Origin of the sequence: Phytohabitans maris (assembly GCF_031085175.1) — a bacterium.
In the GTDB taxonomy this organism is placed as follows: Bacteria; Actinomycetota; Actinomycetes; order Mycobacteriales; family Micromonosporaceae; genus Phytohabitans; species Phytohabitans maris.
Window position 1 is genome coordinate 24,825 of the sequence record NZ_JAVHUY010000047.1, and the last position, 19,478, is coordinate 44,302.

At 70.2% G+C, this 19,478-nt stretch carries 19 protein-coding genes; 6 read left to right on the plus strand and 13 right to left on the minus strand.

All coding sequences use genetic code 11. The features are described 5' to 3' along the window. Nucleotides 1–41 precede the first annotated feature (41 nt). The 8 genes from RB614_RS35545 to RB614_RS35580 form a co-directional block, all read right to left on the minus strand. Nucleotides 42–1,313, minus strand: coding sequence for an ABC transporter substrate-binding protein (locus tag RB614_RS35545; protein ID WP_308717081.1), 1,272 nt, complete (start codon nucleotides 1,311–1,313; stop codon nucleotides 42–44). Between the two features lie 37 nt (nucleotides 1,314–1,350). Further along, nucleotides 1,351–2,184, minus strand: a complete 834-nt coding sequence (locus RB614_RS35550) for a carbohydrate ABC transporter permease (protein WP_308717082.1) — start codon at nucleotides 2,182–2,184, stop codon at nucleotides 1,351–1,353. Next, entirely contained in the window at nucleotides 2,181–3,080 is a 900-nt protein-coding gene (locus RB614_RS35555) for a carbohydrate ABC transporter permease (protein ID WP_308717083.1), read from the minus strand. Before RB614_RS35555 ends, RB614_RS35550 begins: the two co-directional genes overlap by 4 nt. Beyond that, nucleotides 3,077–4,063: a LacI family DNA-binding transcriptional regulator gene (locus RB614_RS35560; protein WP_308717084.1), complete on the minus strand. Its 987-nt coding sequence runs from the start codon at nucleotides 4,061–4,063 to the stop codon at nucleotides 3,077–3,079. The genes RB614_RS35555 and RB614_RS35560 overlap by 4 nt, the downstream gene beginning before the upstream one ends. Before the next feature lie 257 nt (nucleotides 4,064–4,320). After that, nucleotides 4,321–4,494: a hypothetical protein gene (locus tag RB614_RS35565; protein ID WP_308717085.1), complete on the minus strand. Its 174-nt coding sequence runs from the start codon at nucleotides 4,492–4,494 to the stop codon at nucleotides 4,321–4,323. Between the two features lie 444 nt (nucleotides 4,495–4,938). Next, entirely contained in the window at nucleotides 4,939–5,319 is a 381-nt protein-coding gene (locus tag RB614_RS35570) for a YccF domain-containing protein (RefSeq protein WP_308717086.1), read from the minus strand. An 80-nt stretch (nucleotides 5,320–5,399) separates the two neighbouring features. Further along, nucleotides 5,400–6,299 carry a ribokinase gene (locus tag RB614_RS35575; protein WP_308717087.1) on the minus strand — a complete coding sequence of 300 codons (900 nt, stop codon included), beginning with the start codon at nucleotides 6,297–6,299 and terminating at the stop codon, nucleotides 5,400–5,402. Nucleotides 6,300–6,307: 8 nt separating this feature from the next. Continuing rightward, entirely contained in the window at nucleotides 6,308–7,171 is an 864-nt protein-coding gene (locus tag RB614_RS35580; RefSeq protein ID WP_428983173.1) for an ABC transporter ATP-binding protein, read from the minus strand. On the opposite strand from RB614_RS35580, the gene RB614_RS35585 reads away from it, so the two are divergent. Further along, the gene (locus RB614_RS35585) at nucleotides 7,170–8,153 is read left to right on the plus strand and encodes an ABC transporter ATP-binding protein (protein ID WP_308717089.1); all 984 of its coding nucleotides are present in this window, start codon (nucleotides 7,170–7,172) and stop codon (nucleotides 8,151–8,153) included. The genes RB614_RS35580 and RB614_RS35585 overlap by 2 nt on opposite strands. Then, nucleotides 8,150–9,091 carry an ABC transporter permease subunit gene (locus RB614_RS35590; protein WP_308717090.1) on the plus strand — a complete coding sequence of 314 codons (942 nt, stop codon included), beginning with the start codon at nucleotides 8,150–8,152 and terminating at the stop codon, nucleotides 9,089–9,091. Before RB614_RS35585 ends, RB614_RS35590 begins: the two co-directional genes overlap by 4 nt. 208 nt (nucleotides 9,092–9,299) lie before the next feature. Here the strand turns inward: RB614_RS35590 and RB614_RS35595 are convergent, their stop codons facing one another. Next, a complete protein-coding gene (locus RB614_RS35595; protein ID WP_308717091.1) occupies nucleotides 9,300–10,487 on the minus strand; it encodes an ROK family transcriptional regulator in 1,188 nt (395 codons plus the stop codon). Between the two features lie 123 nt (nucleotides 10,488–10,610). On the opposite strand from RB614_RS35595, the gene RB614_RS35600 reads away from it, so the two are divergent. From RB614_RS35600 to RB614_RS35610, 3 genes are all read left to right on the plus strand, one after another. After that, complete coding sequence (locus RB614_RS35600) at nucleotides 10,611–12,059, plus strand: glycoside hydrolase family 3 N-terminal domain-containing protein (RefSeq protein WP_308717092.1); 1,449 nt, start codon at nucleotides 10,611–10,613, stop codon at nucleotides 12,057–12,059. A 192-nt stretch (nucleotides 12,060–12,251) separates the two neighbouring features. Then, nucleotides 12,252–13,094: a fumarylacetoacetate hydrolase family protein gene (locus RB614_RS35605; protein ID WP_308717093.1), complete on the plus strand. Its 843-nt coding sequence runs from the start codon at nucleotides 12,252–12,254 to the stop codon at nucleotides 13,092–13,094. An 85-nt stretch (nucleotides 13,095–13,179) separates the two neighbouring features. Beyond that, nucleotides 13,180–14,256 (plus strand): hypothetical protein, encoded by a 1,077-nt coding sequence (locus RB614_RS35610; RefSeq protein WP_308717094.1) that lies wholly within the window; start codon nucleotides 13,180–13,182, stop codon nucleotides 14,254–14,256. A gap of 68 nt (nucleotides 14,257–14,324) precedes the next feature. On the opposite strand, the gene RB614_RS35615 is transcribed toward RB614_RS35610, so the two are convergent. Further along, nucleotides 14,325–14,984: a GNAT family N-acetyltransferase gene (locus tag RB614_RS35615; protein WP_308717121.1), complete on the minus strand. Its 660-nt coding sequence runs from the start codon at nucleotides 14,982–14,984 to the stop codon at nucleotides 14,325–14,327. Between the two features lie 306 nt (nucleotides 14,985–15,290). On the opposite strand from RB614_RS35615, the gene RB614_RS35620 reads away from it, so the two are divergent. Further along, entirely contained in the window at nucleotides 15,291–15,551 is a 261-nt protein-coding gene (locus RB614_RS35620; RefSeq protein WP_308717095.1) for a hypothetical protein, read from the plus strand. A gap of 5 nt (nucleotides 15,552–15,556) precedes the next feature. On the opposite strand, the gene RB614_RS35625 is transcribed toward RB614_RS35620, so the two are convergent. The 3 genes from RB614_RS35625 to RB614_RS35635 are packed head-to-tail and all read right to left on the minus strand — an operon-like array spanning nucleotide 15,557 to nucleotide 19,359. Next, nucleotides 15,557–17,290 (minus strand): ATP-binding protein, encoded by a 1,734-nt coding sequence (locus RB614_RS35625; RefSeq protein ID WP_308717096.1) that lies wholly within the window; start codon nucleotides 17,288–17,290, stop codon nucleotides 15,557–15,559. Between the two features lie 39 nt (nucleotides 17,291–17,329). After that, complete coding sequence (locus RB614_RS35630; protein ID WP_308717097.1) at nucleotides 17,330–18,091, minus strand: class I SAM-dependent DNA methyltransferase; 762 nt, start codon at nucleotides 18,089–18,091, stop codon at nucleotides 17,330–17,332. Continuing rightward, entirely contained in the window at nucleotides 18,091–19,359 is a 1,269-nt protein-coding gene (locus tag RB614_RS35635) for a response regulator (RefSeq protein WP_308717098.1), read from the minus strand. The genes RB614_RS35630 and RB614_RS35635 overlap by 1 nt, the downstream gene beginning before the upstream one ends. Nucleotides 19,360–19,478: the final 119 nt, after the last annotated feature.

A 19,478-nucleotide genomic window follows, 5' to 3' on the forward strand; every position in this document is an offset into this window, starting at 1 on the left:
CGTCGTGGTCAGGGCCCGTAGCCTCACGACTCCCGCTCATTCTAGCGAAGAACCTGCTTCCCACCGTCGACCAGCTGCGTGCCGAGCTGGTCCAGCGTTATCTTGTTGGCGAAGTACTGCTGCAGAGCCGGCGTGGCGTACTTGGTCTTCCACTCCGGATATCCACTGACCGTCTGAAATGGAGCGATCGTCAGGTCGGCCGCGCTCGCCACCGCCACGTCCCAGCCCTGCTTGCCGCCGGTCGCCTTGACCAGCTCCTCGCCCGCCTTCCTGCCGGTCGGCACGAGCCAGTCGCCCTGCGCGAGGCGGGCCTGGTTGGCCGGGTTGAGGAAGTACTCGACGAACTGCGCCGCCTGCTTCTTGCCCGCCGAATCCTCCGAAATGGAGAGTGTCTGCGGGTTGGCCGCCTGGTTGGCCGTGGTGCCCTTGACGGGCGGCAGCGTCACCCACTCGAAGCCGGCCGGCGCCTGCTCCACCATCTGCTGGCGGAGGAAGACCCCGCCGGGCAGCATCGCGTACTTGCCGGCGAAGAAGCCGGGCAGCGGGTCGGTGCCGCCCATGCCGACCGCGTCCGGGGAGGCCGTCTTGGAAACGTAGATCATGTCGTGGATGCGGCGCGGGATCTCCTTCTCCGCGTCGCCGACCTTCACCTCGGTCTTGCCGCCCTCGGTGTAGAAGAACTTGCCGTCGAAGTTGAGCGACAGGTTCATCACCCGGTTGGTCGGCGACTTGAGCGCCCAGGCGACGCCGTACGTGCCGCCCTTGGTGAGTTTCTGCGCGTTGGCCTGGAACTCGTCCCAGGTCCACGCCTGCCCGGCCGCCGGCACGGTCACGCCGGCCGCGTCGAGCAGCTTCTTGTTGGCGATGACGACCTGCGACTCCAGCAGGAACGGCGCGCCGGCCACCTTGCCGTCGACCGTGACCGTGTCCCAGATGCCCTGGCTGATCTCCGACTTGAAGTCGTCACTCAGCAGCCCGGAGAGGTCGGCGAGGTACCCCTGCTCGGCGAACTCGCCGATCGACGCGCTCTCGTACTGGAAGACGTCCGGCGCGTCCCCGCCCTCGAACGAGGTGAGCAACTGGTCGTGCACGGAGTTCCAGTCACCCTGGACGTACTCGACCTGGATGTCGGGGTGCTCGGCGTTCCACTTGTCGACCAGCTCACGGTTGGCGGCCAGCGACTCCTTCTGCCACGCGAGGCTGAGGAAGCGGAGCTTGACCGGGCCTTCGGAGGTTTCCTCGTCGCCTCCGCCACCGCAGCCGGACAGTCCAATGAGGAGCGCCGCGGACACGGCGACCAACTTTCTCAACATGGGGGTGTACTCCTTAACCCTTGGCGGCACCAGCGAGTTAGCCCTTGACGGCGCCAGCGAGCGACCCGGAGGTCAGCCGGCGCTGCAGGAATGCGAAGAAGAGAAGGCTCGGGACGGTCGCCAGCAGCGAGCCGGCGGCGAGGGGTCCGAGCCGCGCGATCCCCTCGACGCCCACGAACCTGGCCAGCGTCACCGGCAGGGTCGCGAGGTCGGGGCTCTTGAGCAGTACGAGCGCGAAGAAGAACTCGTTCCACGCGGAGATGAAGGCGAACAGGGACGTGGCCACCACACCGGGGGCGAGCAGCGGGGCGACCACCCGACGCAGCGTCTGCAACCGGGTGGCACCGTCGACGGCGGCGGCCTCCTCCAGCTCGCGCGGGATGTTGCGGACGAAGCCCTGCAGCATCCACAGCGCGAACGGCAGTGCCCACACGACGTAGACCAGGACGAGGCCGGCGTGGGTGTTGACCAGGTCGACCTGTCGGAGGATGAGAAACAGCGGAATCACCAGCAGCACGAACGGAAACAGCTGGGACAGCAGCACCCAGCCGAGCGCGACCGTGCCGAGCCGGGTCTTGAAGCGGGCCAGCGCGTACGCGGCGGGCAGCGCCACGAGCACGGTCAGCACCGCCGTCGCCAGCGAGACCTGGAGGCTGTTGAGCGCGGCCCGGCCGAGCTCCTGCTCCGTGAACGCCTCGACGTAGTTGTCGAACGTCGGGTTGTGCGGGACGAGCGTGGGATGTATCTCCACCATCTCCCGCGGCGGCTTGAAGCTCGTCGAGAGCATCCAGACGAGCGGGAAGCCGAGGAACACCATGTATCCCAGGAGCGCGACGTACTGGAGTGCCTTTGTGGTGCGACGCGCCTTCATGCGTTCGCCTCCCGCAGCCTTCTGCGTAGGTACACGGCGAGGAGCGCGACGATGATGACCACCATCACGTTGCCGAGCGCGGCGGCGTAGCCGTAGTTGCCGTACCGGAACGCCTCCTCGTACGCGAAGAGCATCGGCAGCATCGTGCGGCCGCCCGGCCCGCCCGCGGTGAGCACGTAGACGAGGCCGAACGAGTTGAAGTTCCAGATGAAGTCGAGGGACGTGATGGCGATGACGACCGGCATCAGGTTGGGGATGGTGACGCTGCGGAAGCGTTGCCACGCCGACGCTCCGTCCACCGCGGCCGCCTCGTGCAGCTCGCGCGGCACCCCTTGCAGGCCGGCGAGGAGCACGATGGTGGTCTGCGGCATGCCGGCCCAGATGCCGACCAGGATGACGGCGGGCAGCGCGGTGCTGAAGTCGCCGAGCCAGTTGTGCCGCAACCCTTCCGCGCCGCCCCGGTAGAGCATCTCGTTGAGCAGCCCGGCGTCCGGGTGGTAGACCAGCCGCCACATGATGCCGACGATCACCGGTGGCATCGCCCACGGCACCAGCGCCATCACCCGCGCGAAGCCGCGGAAGCGCAGCGGCTGGTCGAGCAGCAGCGCCAGCCCGAGCGCGAGCACGAACTGCAGGATCGTCACCCCGAACGCCCACACCAGCCCGATCCGGAACGCGCTCCAGAACAGGTCGTCGCTGAGCAGCTCGCGATAGTTGTCGATACCGGTGAAGCTGGTGTCGACGTCGCGGCCGGCGCGGGCGTCGGTGAAGCCGAGATAGATTCCGCGCAGCAGCGGCACCACCGACAGGACGAGCACCGGCAGGAGCGCGGGCAGCAGCAGGAGGTAGACCGTGGTCCGGTCCGACCGCGCTCGGGCCCGCGCGACTGTCGTCATTGGACGCCGCCGCTCGAGGTCCGGACCACCAGGCTGGGCGCGACGTGCTCGCGCCGGGGTACCAGCGTGCCGTCCGCGATACGGTCGAGCAGCAGGCGGGCGGCGAGCTTGCCACGCTCGGCCGAGCCGAGCGAAACCGAGGAGATCTGCGGAAACGACATCTGCGCGAGCTCGGTGTCGTCCATGCCCACCAGGGCCACGTCCTCGGGCACGCGCCGGCCGGTCACCAGGAGCGCGTGCAGGGCACCGACCGCGATGAGGTCGTTGGCGCAGACGATGGCGTCGGGCTCGGCCCGGGCGAGCAGCCGCTGGGCGGCGGCCCGCCCCGCGGCGTACTGGAAGTCGCCGACCTCCACCATCGCCGGCTCCACGGCCAGCCCGTGACGCGCCATCGCCGCGCGAAAGCCGGCATCGCGGGCGGCTCCCGGCACCGTGTCCAGCGGGCCGTTGACAAACCCGATCCGGGTACGCCCGGCGGCTACCAGATGGTCGACGGCGAGGGCGACGCCGGTGCGCGAGTCGGCCCGCACGTTGTCGACGGGCACGTCCTCGGGGAGCTGGCCGACCACGACCACCGGCACCGGGCTGGCCGTGAGCGCCGCCACGTGCGCCTCGGTGACGCGGATCGGGGAAATGATCATGCCATCGACGTAGCGGTGGGCCAGCCGCCGCAGTAACGCGGTCTCGCCGGCCACGTTCCCGCCCGTCGCGTGTACGAGCAGCTGATGTCCCGACTCGGCGACCACGGCCTCGATCGCCCGCATCATCGCCACGTACACCGGGTTGCCGATGTCCTCGACGGCGAGCGCGATGAGCCCGGTCCGCTGCGACTGGAGGGAGCGCGCGATCGCGTTCGGCACGTACCCGACCGCGGCGGCCGCCTCCCGCACCCGCCGGACGGTCTCGGCGCTGCCGCCGAGACCGTTGAGCACCCGCGAGGCAGACGCGATCGACACCCCCGCCCGGGCCGCGACGGTGTGCACCGTCGGCCGCCCGTCGACAGCATCCTGTAAACGTTTACGACCCACAGGCCGTACCTCCGGAACTCATCTGTAAACGTTTCCAAGGAGCCTGCCCCGTGATCGTCTCCGCGTCAACCCCTCGTTACGATCTCGTTTCCAACCCCGCTCCGGAGGACCTACTGGGTCGCTCCCGCCTGACCGCGCCCTCTCCGCGCCCCGCCCGCCGGACACGACGACGCGGGCCGCGCCTGGCGGCGCGGCCCGCGTTCACCCGATCGCTACCGAGCGTGCGCTGCCGTGGGCTGGCCGCGCACCGGCGCCTCTTGCCGCGCCCGGCGGCCGCGGCGGGCCCTGCGGGCGGTGGCGAGCAGTCGCTCACGGTCGGCCTCGGCGATCAGCTCACGCTGACGGTCGTTCGCCTGGGCCAGGACGAGGTCCGGGTGCATCAACATGGCTCTGTCTCCTTTGGTCGTTCCCGGTGAACCGCTGATGTGTCCATCCTCGGCCGGTAAGGGAACGACCACATCGGGAGCGCTTACCTATCTTGGCCGCCCACCCGCCTTACGCAGGGCCGCCAGTGCCTTAGCCAAGCCCCCGCCACGGCCTAGGTATACCTAGAGAGCCTTCGCACCCCGCCCCCCACGTATGTGATCGAAGCTCCCCTCAAGTCGCTCTAGCGACTTGAGGGGAGCTTCGATCACAGGCCATCACCCGACTCCGAAAGCTCCAGACGCCATCGCGCTCGGACGCGGCGGTCGCACGCCTCAAGATCCCGACAAGTCAGGGATTTTGCTGCTACCTCAGAGCGGGCCCCGGCCCTGGTCGGTCCGCGTGGGTTGCGAAACGCGGAGGGTGTGGCCGCAGGGAGCAAGGGTCCGGACCCAATGCCACTCACGCTAATCGATGTCGACGACCTCGCGGCCAAGCGGCCAGAAGGCGGCCGGGACCAGCTTGAAGTTGGCGATGCCGAACGGGATGCCGATGATGGTTACGCACTGGGCGATCCCGGCGGCGATGTGGGTCAGGGCCAGCCACCAGCCGGCGACGATGACCCAGATGACGTTCGCGATGCCCGAGGCGAGGCCGGCGCTGGGCTTGGTGACCAGCGTGCGACCGAAGGGCCACAGCGAGTAGTAGGCCAGCCGCAGCGAGGCTACGCCGAACGGGATGGTCACGATCAGAGCGAAGCAGATCAGTGCGGCCAGGCCGTATCCGATGGCCAGCACGATCCCGCTCCCGAAGATCAACCACAGCAGGTTGAGGATGAGGCGGAGCATGCCTCCAGGATGACCCAACAGATCAAGCTCGCCGAGCCGAACCCCCGACCAGAAGGCCGAGAGCCGAAACACGGACCCGATCAGGGAGCCGAGCCGAAAAGGGCGTCGATCTCGGCGCGCTGGGGCAGTGACACCGAGGCGCCCAGGCGCCGGGCGCAGGCGGCGCCGGCCGCGCAGGCCCAGCGGACCGCCTCGACCATGTCGCGGCCCTCGCCCCAGGCCACGGCCAGCGCGCCGGTGAACGCGTCACCGGCCGCCGTCGAGTCGACCGTCTCCACCTTGAACCCAGGCACGTGCACCGCCGTGCCGGCGCGGTCGCCGTACCAGGCGCCCTCGTCGCCCATCGTGACCACCGCACGTGGCACCACGGAGAGCAACGCACCCGGGTCTTCGCGCCCGCGGCCGCTGATGGTGCGCGCCTCGCCCTCGTTGACCACCAGCAGGTCGACCGCGTCGAGCAGTTCGGCGGGGATCGTGCGGGCCGGCGCGGCGTTGAGCAGCACCCGCACGCCGGCCGCCCGGGCCGCGAGTGCCGCCTCGGTCACCGTCTCGATCGGGATCTCCAGCTGGGCGACGAGCACGTCCGCCCCGCGTACCGCCGAAAGCTCCGCCTCGGTGAGCGAGGTGAACGCCGCGTTCGCGCCCGGCGTGACGACGACGCTGTTTTCGCCCTCGCGGTCGACCACGACCAGCGCGACGCCGGACGAGCCGTACACCACCCTCGCGTGTGCACTGTCCACTCCGGACGCCGCGAGGCGGGCCTTGAGCGTCACGCCGAACGAGTCCGAGCCGATCGCGCCGAGGAACGCGCACGAGGCGCCCGCGCGGGCCGCCGCGATCGCCTGGTTGGCGCCCTTGCCGCCGGGCACCATCGTGAAGTCGTTGCCGAGCACGGTCTCACCGGGCCGGGGCAGCACCGGCGCGGTGGCGACGAGGTCCATGTTCGCGCTGCCGGCCACGACCACCCGAGGCGCACGCATGGGCAAAGCTAAGCAGCCCGCGCCGCGAAGCGCGAGCCCGCGCGCTCCAGCGTCAGCGGCACGTCGAACGTCTTCGACAGGTTTTCCCCGGTCACCGTGTCGCCGATCAGCCCCTGCGCCACCACGGCGCCGTCGCGCAGCAGCAGGGCGTGCGTGAAGCCGGGCGGGATCTCCTCGACGTGGTGGGTGACGAGCACGAGCGCCGGGGCGTCCGGGTCGTACGCCAGCTCGGCCAGCCGCCCCACCAGATCCTCCCGGGCGCCGAGGTCGAGGCCGGCCGCCGGCTCGTCGAGCAGCAGCAGCTCGGGGTCGGTCATCAGCGCGCGGGCGATCTGCACCCGCTTGCGCTCGCCCTCGGAGAGCGTCCCGTACGCCCGGTCGGCCAGCCCGGCCACGCCGAACTGCTCGAGCAGCGCCCGCGCCCGTACCTCGTCCATCGCCTCGTACCGCTCGCGCCACCGGCCGACCACACCCCACGACGCGGTCATCACGACGTCGACGACCCGCTCCTCGCCGGGGATCCGCTCGGCCAGCGCGGCGCTGGCGATGCCGATGCGGGTGCGCAACTCGTTGACGTCGGTGCGACCGAGCCGCTCGCCGAGCACGTGTGCGGTGCCGGTGCTGGGGTAGAGGCGGGCGGCGGCGATGCTGAGGAGCGTGGTCTTGCCGGCGCCGTTCGGCCCGAGGACGACCCACCGTTCGTCCAGCTCGACCTTCCAGGTGAGATCGTGCAGCAGGTGCGAGCCGGTGCGGACGACACCGACGCTGTCGAGGTCGACCACGAGATCTTCGGACGAGGCCACGTGACCATCCAACCACGTCCGAACAGCCGCCCCCCACGGATGTGACCAGCACCGTATGGTCTGGCCCATGACGGCCGTCATCCAGATCGAGGGGCTGCGCAAGACGTTCCGCACATTGCGGGGCGGCGCCCGGGTCGCCCTCAACGGCTTCGACATGACGGTCGAGGCGGGCCAGATCCACGGGTTCCTCGGCCCCAATGGCTCCGGCAAGACCACCACGTTGCGCACGCTGCTCGGCCTGGTCCGCGCCGACGACGGTCGGATGTCGATCCTCGGCCGGACCGCGCCGGAGGCACTGCCGGAGGTCGCCCCGCAGGTGGGCGCGATCGTGGAGAGCCCGCAGTTCTTCGGCAACTTCTCCGGCCGCCGTACGCTGCGGCTGCTCGCCCGGGCCGGCGGCGTGCCCGCCGAGCGGGTCGAGGCGGTGCTGACCCAGGTGGGGCTCCGCGACCGGGGCGACGAGCGGGTCAAGGGGTACTCGCTGGGCATGAAGCAGCGCCTCGCGGTGGCCTCGGCGCTGCTCAAGCAGCCCGAGCTGCTGATCCTCGACGAGCCGGCCAACGGCCTCGACCCGGCCGGCATCCGGGAGATGCGCGACCTGATGCGGCAGCTCTCGTCGGCCGGCATCACGGTGCTCGTCTCCAGCCACATCCTGGCCGAGATCCAGCTGATCTGCGACCACGTGACGATCGTCTCGCGGGGGCAGCGGGTGGCGACCGGGCCGGTGGCGGCGGTGCTGTCCGGCTTCGACAAGGGCGAGTACCGGGTGCGGGTGGGCGACCTCGACCGCGCCGCCGACGTGCTCGGCACCGCCGGCCTGCCGGTGACGAAGAACGAGGACCACCTCGTGGTGGCCGACGTGGGCGACCCGGCGTGGATCACCGAGCAGCTCGGGCGGCGCGGCATGTGGGTCTCCGAGCTGACCCCGCTCACCCCGGACCTCGAGAGCGTCTTCCTCCAGCTGACCGCCACAACACCCGATCCGGGCGCGCCCAAGCAGGTGGACGAGGCGATCCAGCCCGGCACGATCGACCTGGGGGTCCAGTCGTGAACCTCGCCCTCGCCGAGCTGAGCCGGCTGGTGGCCCGCCGGTTCGTCCTGCTGATGACGGTGTTGCTGGTCGCGGCGTTCGGCGTGACGGTGGCGACCACCGTGGCCAGCTCGCACCGGCCCACCGCGGCGGAGGTGGCGGAGGCCGAGCGGGAGGTCCTGTTCGCACAGGCCCGGATCGAGCAGATCCGGGAGGACTGCGAGCGGCAGCGGGTGAGCCCCGAGTTCTGCGAGGTGTACACCGAGCGCGAGCCACGGATCGAGGACTACCTCTACGGCGTCTTCGTCTTCTCGCAGGAGATCACCGACCTGGTCTACTTCATGATCGCGTTCCTGGCCCTGTTCGCGTTCCTGGTCGCGGCCTCGTTCGTCGGGGCGGAGCTGACCTCGGGCGGCATGACCAACCTGCTGCTGTGGCGGCCGCAGCGGGTCACCGTGCTCGGCACCAAGCTCGCCACGGTACTGGCCGCGGTGGTCGCCCTGTCGGCCGTCGCGAGCGTCCTCTACATCGGCGCGTTCTACGCGATCGCCGAGGTGGGCGGCGTGCCGGGCGTCCTCGACGGGGAGTTCTGGCGCGACCTCGTGCTGACCGTCGGGCGCGACCTCGGGATGGTCGCCTTCGCCGCGGCGATCGGCTTCGGCGCGGCCACGCTCGGCCGGCACACCGCGGCGGCGCTGGGGCTGGTCGCCACGTACGCGATCGTGTGGGAGATCGGCGCCCGCATCGTCTTCGAGGTGATCGAGGCGGCCACCCCCGACCGCTACATGCTGTCCAGCTACATCGGCGCCTGGATGGCCGGCGAGGTGTCGTTCTGGGACCAGTACGGCGACCGCCAGTACGAGCTGACCTGGATGCACGCCGCCGCCGTCTTCGCGGTCGCGCTGGCGGCTATCGTCGGCGGCGCGTTCGCCACCTTCCGCCACCGCGACCTGGCCTGACGCGTGGCCCCGGGACAGATCCGAATTTCCCGGGACAGATCCGAGCTACCGCGACGTCCGCGGTGGTCCGGACCGTTGCTCCCGCAGCCTCACCCTCCGCGGTTTCACAACCGGCCCCGCCCTGCCCGTCGATCAGGGACTTGATGGAGTGGCGCGGCGAACGACACGCCCACGAAGTCCCTGATCAACGCGACGGAGGGGGCCGGGGTCACACGGTCGAGCCGAAGATCTCGTCGCGGACCGCGTTGAGGGCGGTGCGCAGCGCGCCGGTGAGCACCGGGTCGCCGCTCACCTCGGTGGCGACCACCCGGGGCGAGACCAGCGAGATCGCGGCGACCTCGTGCTGCACCCGCTCGGCCAGCGCGGTGCCGCCGGCCTGGCCGACCTCGCCGGCGAGCACCACGAGCGGCGGGTCGAGCACCACGCAGGTGCTGGCCACACCGAGCGCCAGCCGCCGGGCGATCTCGTCGAGCAGTGGCCCGCCCTGCGTACCGGCGGCGATCGCGGCCTTGACCGCGTCGGCGGCCTTGCCCCGGAAGCCGTGCTCGCGGGCCACGGCCCGGATCGCCTCGGCGCCCGCCACCTGCTGGAAGGCCCCCTCCAGCTTTAGCGTCCCCTTGGAGCGGCGGTGGGTGTCGCGCGGGATGGGCGCGCCGGGCACCGGCAGGTAGCCGATCTCGCCGGCGGCACCGGTGCTCCCCTCGTGCAGCCGCCCGCCGAGCATCACCGCGAGGCCCATGCCGCCGCCGGCCCAGATCAGCACGAAGTCGTCGACGCCCTTCGCCGCGCCCTCGTGCGCCTCGGCCACGGCCGCGAGGTTGACGTCGTTGCCGAAGACGACCGGGATGCTGAGGTCTTCGCGGAGCGCCGCGAGCAGGCCGCGGTGCCAGCGTGGCAGGTTCCACGCGAACGTCATGTCGCCCGTGTTCGGATCGACCACGCCGGGCGTGCCGAGCACCACCCGCCGTACCAGGGAGAGGTCGGCCGCCGCGCTTTCGGCGGCCTGCACGACCGCGCTGTGTACGACCTTGACCGGCTCGTCGTTGTCCTTGGTGGACAGTTCGGCGCTGCCGATGACGCTGCCGGTGATGTCGGCGCAGGAGGCGACGACGCGGTCGGCCTCGACCACCGCGCCGATCACGTAGGCGCTGCCCGGGGTGACGGCGTAGAGCTGCGCGTTGGGCCCCCGGCCACCGGCCTGCTCGCCCACGCGGGTGACGAGTCCGCGCTCCTCCAGCCGTTCCACCAGCTGGGACGCGGTCACCTTGCTGAGCCCGGTCAGCTCGCCAAGCTGGGCACGGGTGAGGGGCCCGCGCGAGAGCAGGAGCTCGAGCGCGGCGCGGTCGTTGAGCGCGCGCAGGAGCCGCGGCGTGCCGGGTAGGCGTGGAGACCCCATCTACCGTCCTCTAGTATTTAGGAGACTTAACAGTTAAACCTTACTCACTTAACCGGGTAGGCGTAGCGTAATCGTCTAGGGCCGCTCCAGCGGTCAGCCGGCTGGACAGAAGGGGTTCCCACCATGTCGCTCGATCCTGGGTTGCGCCGGCTTGCCCTGCGTACGCTGCTCGCCGCCTTCCCCGGCACCAGCGCACCGGACTGGGCAACGGATCTGGTCGGCGACGGGCTCGCCGGTTACACACTGTTCGGATACAACATCGCCGAGCCTACGCAGGTCGCCGCCATAGCCGCCGCCCTTCGCGCCACCCGCGGCGACGTGCTGATCGCGATCGATGAAGAGGGAGGCGACGTCACCCGGCTGGCGCACGCGACCGGCAGCCCGTACCCGGGGAACGCCGCCCTCGGCGCGGTGGGTGACGCCTCGCTGACCCAGCGCGTGTACGAGGCGATCGGCTGGGAGCTCGCCGCGCTCGGCGTCAACCTCAACCTGGCGCCCACGGTGGACGTCAACACCGCCGACGAAAACCCGATCATCGGTACCCGCTCGTTCGGCGCCGACCCCAGGCAGGTCGCCGCCCACGCCGCCGCGGCGGTCGCCGGCCTCCAGGACGCCGGGGTGGCCGCCTGCGCCAAGCACTTCCCCGGCCACGGCGCGACGGTCGCCGACTCGCACCTCGAACTCCCCACAGTGGACGCCCCGCTCGACCTGCTGCGCGCCCGCGACCTGCCGCCGTTCGCCGCGGTGGTCGAGGCCGGCGCCAAGGCGATCATGACGGCGCACATCCGGGTGCCCGAGCTCACCGGCGACGGGCCGGCCACGTTCAGCCGCGCCGCGCTGGTCGACCTGCTCCGCGGCGAGCTCGGCTTCACCGGCGCGGTCATCACCGACGCGCTGGAGATGAAGGGCGCCGCGCTGGCGGCGGGTGGCACCGCACGCGCCGCCGTCCCCGCGCTCGCCGCCGGCGCCGACCTGCTCTGCATCGGCGCCCGGGTGAACGCCGCGCTGGTCGAGGAGGTCGCCGCCGAGATCGTGGGGGCGATCTCCGGCGGGCGCCTCCCGCTCGCCCGGGTCGAGGAGGCCGCCGGCCGCGTCGACGCGCTCTCCGCGTGGACGGCACGCTCCGCGCCGGTCACGGTCTCCACCACCGACCTCGGGTACGCGGCCGCGCGGCGCGCCGTCCAGGTGGAGGGGAGCCTCGACGGGCTCGGTGTGCCGCTGGTCGTGCAGCTCGTCGCCACGTCGACGATCGCCGAGGGGCCGGTGCCGTGGGGCCTCGGCCCGCACATCAACGGCACCGAGCAGGTACGCGTGGCGGTTGCCGAGGCGGTCGCGGCCGACCTGCTCACCCGCGCCGGGGCCCGGCCGATCGTGGTGGTCGGCCGGCACGCCCATCGGATGCCCGAGGCGCGTGCCCTGATCGAGACGCTGGCCGCCAACCACCCGGTCACCGTGGTCGAGATGGGCTGGCCGTCCCGGTGGCGGCCGGTGGGCGCGCGGGCGTTCGTCACCACGTACGGGGCGAGCCACGCCAACGGCCGCGCCGCCGCCGAGGCACTCGGTCTCGCGTAACTCTCCGTAGTCGCGCGCTAGTCGGCCGAACGGACTATTTCCGCCCTTCTCCTCTTGAAAGCGCATTTACTCGTCCCATAGCGTTTCAGTCACAGCACAAGCCACGACCTGGGGAGTCAAAACGAACCGCGGGCCCGGGGATCCCCCGACCGGACCCGCGGTTCGTCTTTGCGCTGAAGTAGGGTGCCTCGCATGCGGCTGGGGAATCAGGGCGGACGGCTCGTCATCGTGACGGGTGACGAGGTCGTCGACGTGGCTACGGCGAGTGAGGGCCGGTTCGGGCCCGACCCGCAGTCGGCGTACGAGGCGTGGGACGGCTTCACGGCCTGGGCGGCGCAGGGGCCCACACCCACCGGCAAGCTCGACGAGGCCGCGCTCGGCCCGGTGTCGCCCCGCCCGCGGCAGATCTTCGCGGTCGGCCTCAACTACGCCGACCACGCCGCCGAGTCCGGTCACCCGCTGCCCCAGCACCCGATGATCTTCACGAAGTTCGTCACCTCGCTCACCGGACCGTTCGGCGACATCGTGCTGCCCAGCGCCACTGTGGACTGGGAGGTGGAGCTCGTCGCGGTGATCGGCCGGGCCGCCACCGGCGTACGCCAGGAGGACGCCTGGAGTCACGTGGCCGGGCTCACCATCGGGCAGGACATCTCCGAGCGCGAGGTGCAGCGGCGCGGCCAGCCACCGCAGTTCAGCCTCGCCAAGTCGTACCCCGGCTTCGGTCCCGTCGGTCCCTGGCTGGTCACGCTCGACGAGGCCGGCGACCCGGGCGACCTCGCGTTGGGCTGCACCGTCAACGGCGAGGTCGTGCAGGACGGCAACACCAGCTCGATGATCTTCTCGATCCCCGAGCTGATCGCGTACCTCTCCGGCGTCTGCACGCTCCTCCCCGGCGACCTCATCTTCACCGGCACCCCGCCGGGGGTGGGCATGGGCCGCAAGCCGCCGCGCTACCTGGCGCCGGGCGACGTGCTGGAGACCACGATCGAGGGTCTCGGCACGATGCGACACCGGTTGATCTCCCCGTCGCAGTGACCGCGGAACGCGTTGGGGTCGACTGCGGGACACCTTCGCGACACTGCTGTTGACAGCACTCCGTAACCATGGGATTCCGGAGTGCATGGCGGAACTGCAAACACGTCAACGTACGGTCCGCCGCTCCAAGCGGGTGGGCGGCTGGCGGGAGATCGTGCTGGCCCGGGCCGCGCTCATCCACGCCCAGCTCGACGCGACCCGGCAGGACACCGCCGCCTGGCGTTCCACCGAGGCGTCGGCGCACGCGCACCTGGAGGCCGCGATCACGGCGGCGAGCCAGCGCCGCGGCACCGGGCTGCGTGACTGGCTGACCGGTGCGCAGATCGACGCGGCCTGGACCAACCTGCACAACGCCGAGCTCGTGCTCGTCTCGGTGGTGTCCGAGGAGGATCTGACCGCGGGCCGGCAGGCGGTGGTCGGGCTGGTGGAGCAGACGCTGACCAAGGGCGACCCGCGCTGCGTCGAGGCGCGCGAGCAGCTGGTCGAAAAGTGGCCGGCCGAGGGGCCCGGCGCACTGCAGCGGGCCGCCTACCGGGCAGCGCTGCAATGGGGCTTCGTCGCGGCCGACGAGCAGTACGCCCGGGTGCGCAGCCTGCGTAACCTGATCCTCGGCTCAGCGCTCTTCATGCTGGTCCTCGCGGTCGGCATGGGCGTGCTCGGCACACTCCGCCCACACCTGGTGAGCCTCTGCTTCGACAACGTCGTGGCCGGCGGCGCCGAGCGGCGCAGCTGCCCCGCCGGCGCGAGCGGGCCCGGGCGCTGGGACATCCTCCTGGTCGAGCTGCTCGGCCTGCTCGGCGGCTCGCTCAGCGCGATGGTGGCGATCCGCGGGATGCGCGGCACCTCCACGCCGTACGGCGTGCCCGTGGCGCTCGCCCTGCTCAAGCTCCCGGCCGGCGCGCTGGTCTCGCTGAGCGCCCTGCTGCTGCTCGGCGGCGAGTTCTTTCCCGGTCTGTCCGGGCTGGACAGTCCACAGCAGATCGTCGCGTACGCGCTCGTGCTCGGCTACGCCCAGCAGCTCGTCACCCGCCTGGTCGACCGGCAGGCCAACACCGTGCTCGACAAGGTGCCCAGCTCCGAACCGGCCCAGCGCGAGCAGCCGAGCGCCGCCACATCCGCCCAGCGCACACAGACCGACTCCTTGGCCGCCGCGACCACCTGAGCCTCGTCGTGATCGAAGCTCCTCTCACGCCGTTCTAGCGACGTGGGGGAGCTTCGATCGCGAGCAGGCTAGACGCCGTAGACGGTCCAGCCGCGCTCGGGGAAACCGGCCGCCTCGGCCACCTTCGCCGACGCGGTGTTGTCGGGCGCGTGCAGGTATGTGGGAACGGCGCCCTCGTCGAGCACCCGCCGGGCGGCCTGCGCCACGAGCCGGCGGGCCAGGCCACGGCCGCGGGCCGCCTCCTCGGTGCCGACCGACAGCTCGTTGCCGTACGCGTCGTGGCGTTTGATACCAACGCCGGCCAGATACGCCCCGGTGTCCGGGTCGCGGGCGACGAGCACGTCACCGCCGAACGGCCACAGCCACTCCGGCACCGTCGGATCGTCGTGTGGCAACCACTCGCCGGCCTCCGGCATGGGCACGGGGGCGAGCGAGTAGCGGAACACACCCCGGTAGGCCCGTCGCCCGGCGTCGAGACCGAGCGCGGTGGGCAGCTTGGCGAGCACGTCGTCGAGGGGCTGGTCGGCGAGCACCCGCGCGGCGGCGGCCCGGGGCGGGGGCACCGAAATCACCGTGCCGCTCGGGGCACCGACACCCACCATCGGGTAGACCCGGCCATCCCATGCCGGCTGGGTGCGCCGGTCGGAACCGACCACAGCCAGCGGCTGACCCGCGGGCCACTGGCCCAGCCAGGTCACCAGATGGTGGTACAGCCGCTTGTCGAGCATCGCCATGACCTTACCTCTATGCCGCGCTGAGCATCCGTCTGGTCGGCCGCCACCAGATCACCGACCGAAGCACTTGGCAGCCAATGTGCAAGTGCCCAACAAGGACTGAAAGCGACGGTCGGACCCTGGCGGCGGTCGATGGGCCGTACACCATCACCTCGGCTTGCGCGCGGTCAAGGCCGCCGGCCCGTCACCCCGCAACCCGTCAGCAGCGTCGGGAGAGGCCTATCCAGCTCGGAGCCGTACGCAAGGCCCCAGAAAGGAGCCGCACGAAGAATTGGAGACAACCAGCAAGGGAGGCTGCAGATGGACCTCAACGACATCATCGACGGCAACGTGCTGGCCGCCGCCGTCGCCCTCATCACCCTGGGCCGCTACGCCGTTCGCTCGTGGCAGCGTCACCCGCCACGCCGATCCGCCCGGAGCGACGCCACCCGCGGCAAGCCGGAGCCAGTGACTGGCCAGGCTTCCCTGGTCGTCGTGATCGTCATTCGGGAACCTCTCCAGCAACCTCCCGAGCCGCCGCCGCCCCCGGACTTCTGGCTCCCGGAAGACGACGCCGCGTAAGTGGGTCACGCCGCGGGCGCGGACCGGTGCAGGTACATCCGGAAATGTGCGCCGCCGAGCTTGGACTGCTCCTCCAACAGTTCCACCGCCCCACCGAGCATGCCGACCAGACCCCGCGTGTGATAGAGCCCGTGGCCGTGACCCTCGCCGCGGGTGCTGAACCCGGAGTCCCACACGCGCTGCCGGTGGTCCTGGGGAATGCCCGGCCCGGAGTCCTCGACGTCCAGCATGACGATGTGCCGGCGCCGGCCGTTCCAGTCCCGCTCGACGCTGGTGGCCGACAGCCGAAGCTCGCCCCCGCCGTCCGCGTCGAGCATCGCCTGCACGGCGTTTCGCACCAGGTTTCCCACCGCCTCGCGCAGCAGGTACTCGCTGGCCTCCACGAACAGGGCTGGGTCGATGTCGTGCCAGATCACGACCCGGTCGTAGTAGTCCCGCTCCACGGTACGGGTGACGATGCGAACGACCTCCCCGAGCCGCAGCCGGGCCTGCTCGCTGACGTTGACGCTCAGGCGCATGACCTCGCCCATGATCTGGCCTAGACGGTCGACCGAGGACCTGATCTGGTCGAGGTCACGGCGTGCCCGGGCCGGCAGCGCGGCGCCCTGCCCATCCAGATCCTCCGCCAGGGAATCCGCGGCGAGCTTGGCCAGCCCGGCCTCGTTACCGACGGTGTGCAGCACGGACTCGATGATGACGTGCCGGATCCGCTCGGTCTCCTCGTACCGCTGGCGCTTCTGCTCACGCGCGAGCCCGGCCATCACGATGGCGACCGCGGCATAGCTGCTGAAGGGTTGGATCAGCTCTCTGTCGTCGTCGCTGAGCGGCTCGGCCCCCCGGAAGAACATGATGAGCACGCCGCGCGGCTCGGTGCCGATGTGCAGCGGCGCGGTGACCACGGAGTGATAGCCGCCGTCGCCGTCATCGACGATCGGGCGGCCGTCCGTCAGCACTTCCACCGTGTTGGACGAGATCGTCTTCTGGATCAGGTCGGTCTCCGCTACGCGTGGCGGCTGGGGCAGCTCGTCGGAGCCCGTCGCCAGCCAGGGCTCCTCCACCTCCTCCAGCATCCATACCCGGCACAGCGCGTCGCTGAGCAGCAGCATGTCCCGCAAGCCGTCGCCGACCGCCTGCACGACCCGGTCCAGCCCTCGTTCGTCGGGGCGGCTGAGCGATGCGATCGCCTCGTTGAGCACTTGCAAGGCGCGGACGATCTTGAGCTGATGCCGCGCGTCGCCGCCGTGCAGGAGGGCCAGCTGCCGGGAGCGGTCGAGCTGGTGACTGAGCTGCTCCAGGTAGGAGATGTCGATGCCTACCTCGGCGTGGAGGTATCGCCCTCGGGTCTCGTCCCATACCCGGAACGAGTTGCCGAGAACGGTCAGCGTCCGGCCGTCCTTCGCCACGTCGTCGGCGGCATAGTTCCAGCCGTACGCCTCACCCGACTCGACGATTCGCCGGTGCGAGTCGATCGCCTGCTGCCGCTCGTTCGGGTTGACGAAGAGGGAGAGGTAGTTTCGTCCCAGTGCCTCGGAGCGTTTGAACCCGTAGATGCGCTCTGCGCCCTGGTTCCAGAGTCGGATCGCGTAGTCGGCGTCGGAGTTGTCCGCTACCCACACCGCGAGCTTCGCCTGCCGTAGCACGTCTATCAGCAGATTGGCATCGGCGTCGTCCACATCCGCCTGTGGCCTGCTGCGCGCCAAACCGCTACCAGCCGCCCCGCTGTCGGCCTTTCCGCTCATTTCCTCCTCCCTCCTTTCGCGCACCTTGTCGGGTAGACATCAGGCTTCCTTCCGCACGAGCAGCTCGATGGTGTGCGCCCGATCGGGAAAGCGCTCCGCCCCCCACCGCCCCGGGCGCCAGAGCCACGGCCACTCGACAACCCCCGAGAAGAGATTCATCCCGGTCATCCACTCGACCTTCAGGTGGGCCGCCGCGCACAACTGGCGCACGCCCTCGACCGTGTGCAGTCGGACGGGAACGTTTTCCGGCCTGTCGTCGCCTCGGGTCCGATAGAAATCGCGACGGTCCCGACTCCGCGCGCGACTCAACGCACGCTCGCTGAGCACCGAAAGGTACGCGTACCCCTCTGGCGCCAAGAGCCGCGAGACCTCGCGGAATACGCCGGCCGTGTCGCAGGCGTACGATATCGAGGAGAAGAGCGAAAGGACAACGTTAAAAGACTTGTCGTCCAGAAAGTGGAGATCGTCCATGGACGCCTCGTAAAGCTCGTCCGCTCCGTCGACGTCGAGGGTGGCGAGCATTTGCGGCGAGACGTCGACGCCCACGTAGCGAGCGTACGGGTTGAGATTCTGGACCATTTTCAGGCCGAGGCCCGTGCCGCATCCGAGGTCCAGGACGCTGGGCGCGGGCACGACGCCGAGGAAGGCCGACAACCTCTCCTCTACCCAGCTGTTTTCTCGCCTGCTCCATCTGCCGGCGTAGAACTGGTCGTAGCGGTCGGAGATGCCGTCCCAATAGCGCTGCTGCTTGTCTCTCCAGCTGGCAGCCGTATCGGTGTCGCAGCCGACGACAGGGGTCATCAGGCGGCCCCCGCGGACTCGGAGCCGATCGGCCATCGGGCCACGAACTCAGAAATCAGACGATCGAGATCCGTTATAGTCGCAGCAGAAAGGTTCTGTCGCATTTCCTCACTGTCCCGTTCGAAAGCTACCAGTCGTGCCATGCACCGGTCCAGCTCAGTGTATGATGTGCGCTCGGAACGAATGCCACGGCGCGCCGCTATCGTGCGCTGCATGAGGTCGCGTTGTATTTGCACGGCATGCGACTCGAATTTGGACTTCGCTCGGCGGCGAGAGGCTTCCTCGGATTCGTTGAACATGAACCCGACGACATCCCGGACTCCGGCGGCGCTGTATCCGTCGGCCCCTTTGATGAGCGCATCCATAATGCCGTAGGTGCGCCGAAGCTGCTCGAGTGAGCCTGACGGCGGGCTCGCGGTGATCAGGAGCCGGGGAAGGTCCGGACGCCGATCGCGGATATAGGAAAGGACCTCGAGCCCGGCGGAGTCCATCCGCCGCTCCGTGAGGTGCAGATCTATCAGGGCGCCGTCGAACTCCGCCAACTGCTCGGTGAGCACCTGCATGGCCTCCTCGAGGCTGACCGCGATTGTCGTGTGGTAGTCGTACAAGATCGACGCCAGCATCTTCGCCACGTTGATCTCGTCTTCGACGATCAACAGCCGACGCTGGCGCCGCAGCGTAGAAATGGCCGGAGGAAGTGCTGCGTCCGCTATCTCCGGAAGGACGTCGCTGATCGTCTCCAGGCTCGTGCCCAGCTCTCGCCGATCGGCTGCCGACAGCCGCCGCAGGTGCTCGGAAAACCGGCCGATCGCCCGGGACAGGCCGTCCCACTCCGCCACGGGCAGCTCGCCGAAAATCACCCGGGGGTCTCCCCGCCACATGCGGAGCAGGCGCTGTATCTCGCGCAGGTCGAGACGGTCTCCGCGGACCACGTCGACGAATTCGAGCGCGTCGACCTGGTGCCGAGCCAGATCCAGCCGGTAAAAACTGTTTCCCCGCCTCGGCGGAATAGGCATCCCCAATTTTCCCCGAAGCCTGCTCACCGGTGTCTCGAGGCTCTTCGCGTCGCGGTTGATGGAATTGTTTCCCGGCCAGACGGCCGCAATGAGCTCGTCGGTACGGCGAGGCTTTCCGGCTCGAAGCGCCATTACTACGAGGAGTCGCTGCATCACGTGGTCGACCGGCAACGTCATCGCCTCGCCCGCCGCAGAAAAGACCTGCAGCTCGCCTAGAAGCTTGACCCGGTGTGGGCTGGCCGCATGATCCATGGCGTCCTCCGCGTTCGTGCCCGACCCGGCAGCGATGGGCGGCACTAACGTTACAGTTCTACTGTGCTCAACGGGCGAGGCACTTGCACCGCACTTGCACTAGGCGATCAAAGTGCGGC

What these genes read in the sequence shown, in the direction of transcription:
- RB614_RS35565 (WP_308717085.1), bottom strand. Translation starts at nt 4,494, where the DNA reads ATGTTGATGCACCCGGACCTCGTCCTGGCCCAGGCGAACGACCGTCAG.
- RB614_RS35550 (WP_308717082.1), bottom strand. Translation starts at nt 2,184, where the DNA reads ATGAAGGCGCGTCGCACCACAAAGGCACTCCAGTACGTCGCGCTCCTG.
- RB614_RS35615 (WP_308717121.1), bottom strand. Translation starts at nt 14,984, where the DNA reads ATGCTCGACAAGCGGCTGTACCACCATCTGGTGACCTGGCTGGGCCAG.
- RB614_RS35570 (WP_308717086.1), bottom strand. Translation starts at nt 5,319, where the DNA reads ATGCTCCGCCTCATCCTCAACCTGCTGTGGTTGATCTTCGGGAGCGGG.
- RB614_RS35595 (WP_308717091.1), bottom strand. Translation starts at nt 10,487, where the DNA reads ATGGGGTCTCCACGCCTACCCGGCACGCCGCGGCTCCTGCGCGCGCTC.
- RB614_RS35610 (WP_308717094.1), top strand. Translation starts at nt 13,180, where the DNA reads ATGGCGGAACTGCAAACACGTCAACGTACGGTCCGCCGCTCCAAGCGG.
- RB614_RS35620 (WP_308717095.1), top strand. Translation starts at nt 15,291, where the DNA reads ATGGACCTCAACGACATCATCGACGGCAACGTGCTGGCCGCCGCCGTC.
- RB614_RS35580 (WP_428983173.1), bottom strand. Translation starts at nt 7,171, where the DNA reads ATGGGCCAGACCATACGGTGCTGGTCACATCCGTGGGGGGCGGCTGTT.
- RB614_RS35555 (WP_308717083.1), bottom strand. Translation starts at nt 3,080, where the DNA reads ATGACGACAGTCGCGCGGGCCCGAGCGCGGTCGGACCGGACCACGGTC.
- RB614_RS35625 (WP_308717096.1), bottom strand. Translation starts at nt 17,290, where the DNA reads ATGAGCGGAAAGGCCGACAGCGGGGCGGCTGGTAGCGGTTTGGCGCGC.
- RB614_RS35635 (WP_308717098.1), bottom strand. Translation starts at nt 19,359, where the DNA reads ATGGATCATGCGGCCAGCCCACACCGGGTCAAGCTTCTAGGCGAGCTG.
- RB614_RS35605 (WP_308717093.1), top strand. Translation starts at nt 12,252, where the DNA reads ATGCGGCTGGGGAATCAGGGCGGACGGCTCGTCATCGTGACGGGTGAC.
- RB614_RS35585 (WP_308717089.1), top strand. Translation starts at nt 7,170, where the DNA reads ATGACGGCCGTCATCCAGATCGAGGGGCTGCGCAAGACGTTCCGCACA.
- RB614_RS35545 (WP_308717081.1), bottom strand. Translation starts at nt 1,313, where the DNA reads ATGTTGAGAAAGTTGGTCGCCGTGTCCGCGGCGCTCCTCATTGGACTG.
- RB614_RS35600 (WP_308717092.1), top strand. Translation starts at nt 10,611, where the DNA reads ATGTCGCTCGATCCTGGGTTGCGCCGGCTTGCCCTGCGTACGCTGCTC.
- RB614_RS35575 (WP_308717087.1), bottom strand. Translation starts at nt 6,299, where the DNA reads ATGCGTGCGCCTCGGGTGGTCGTGGCCGGCAGCGCGAACATGGACCTC.
- RB614_RS35630 (WP_308717097.1), bottom strand. Translation starts at nt 18,091, where the DNA reads ATGACCCCTGTCGTCGGCTGCGACACCGATACGGCTGCCAGCTGGAGA.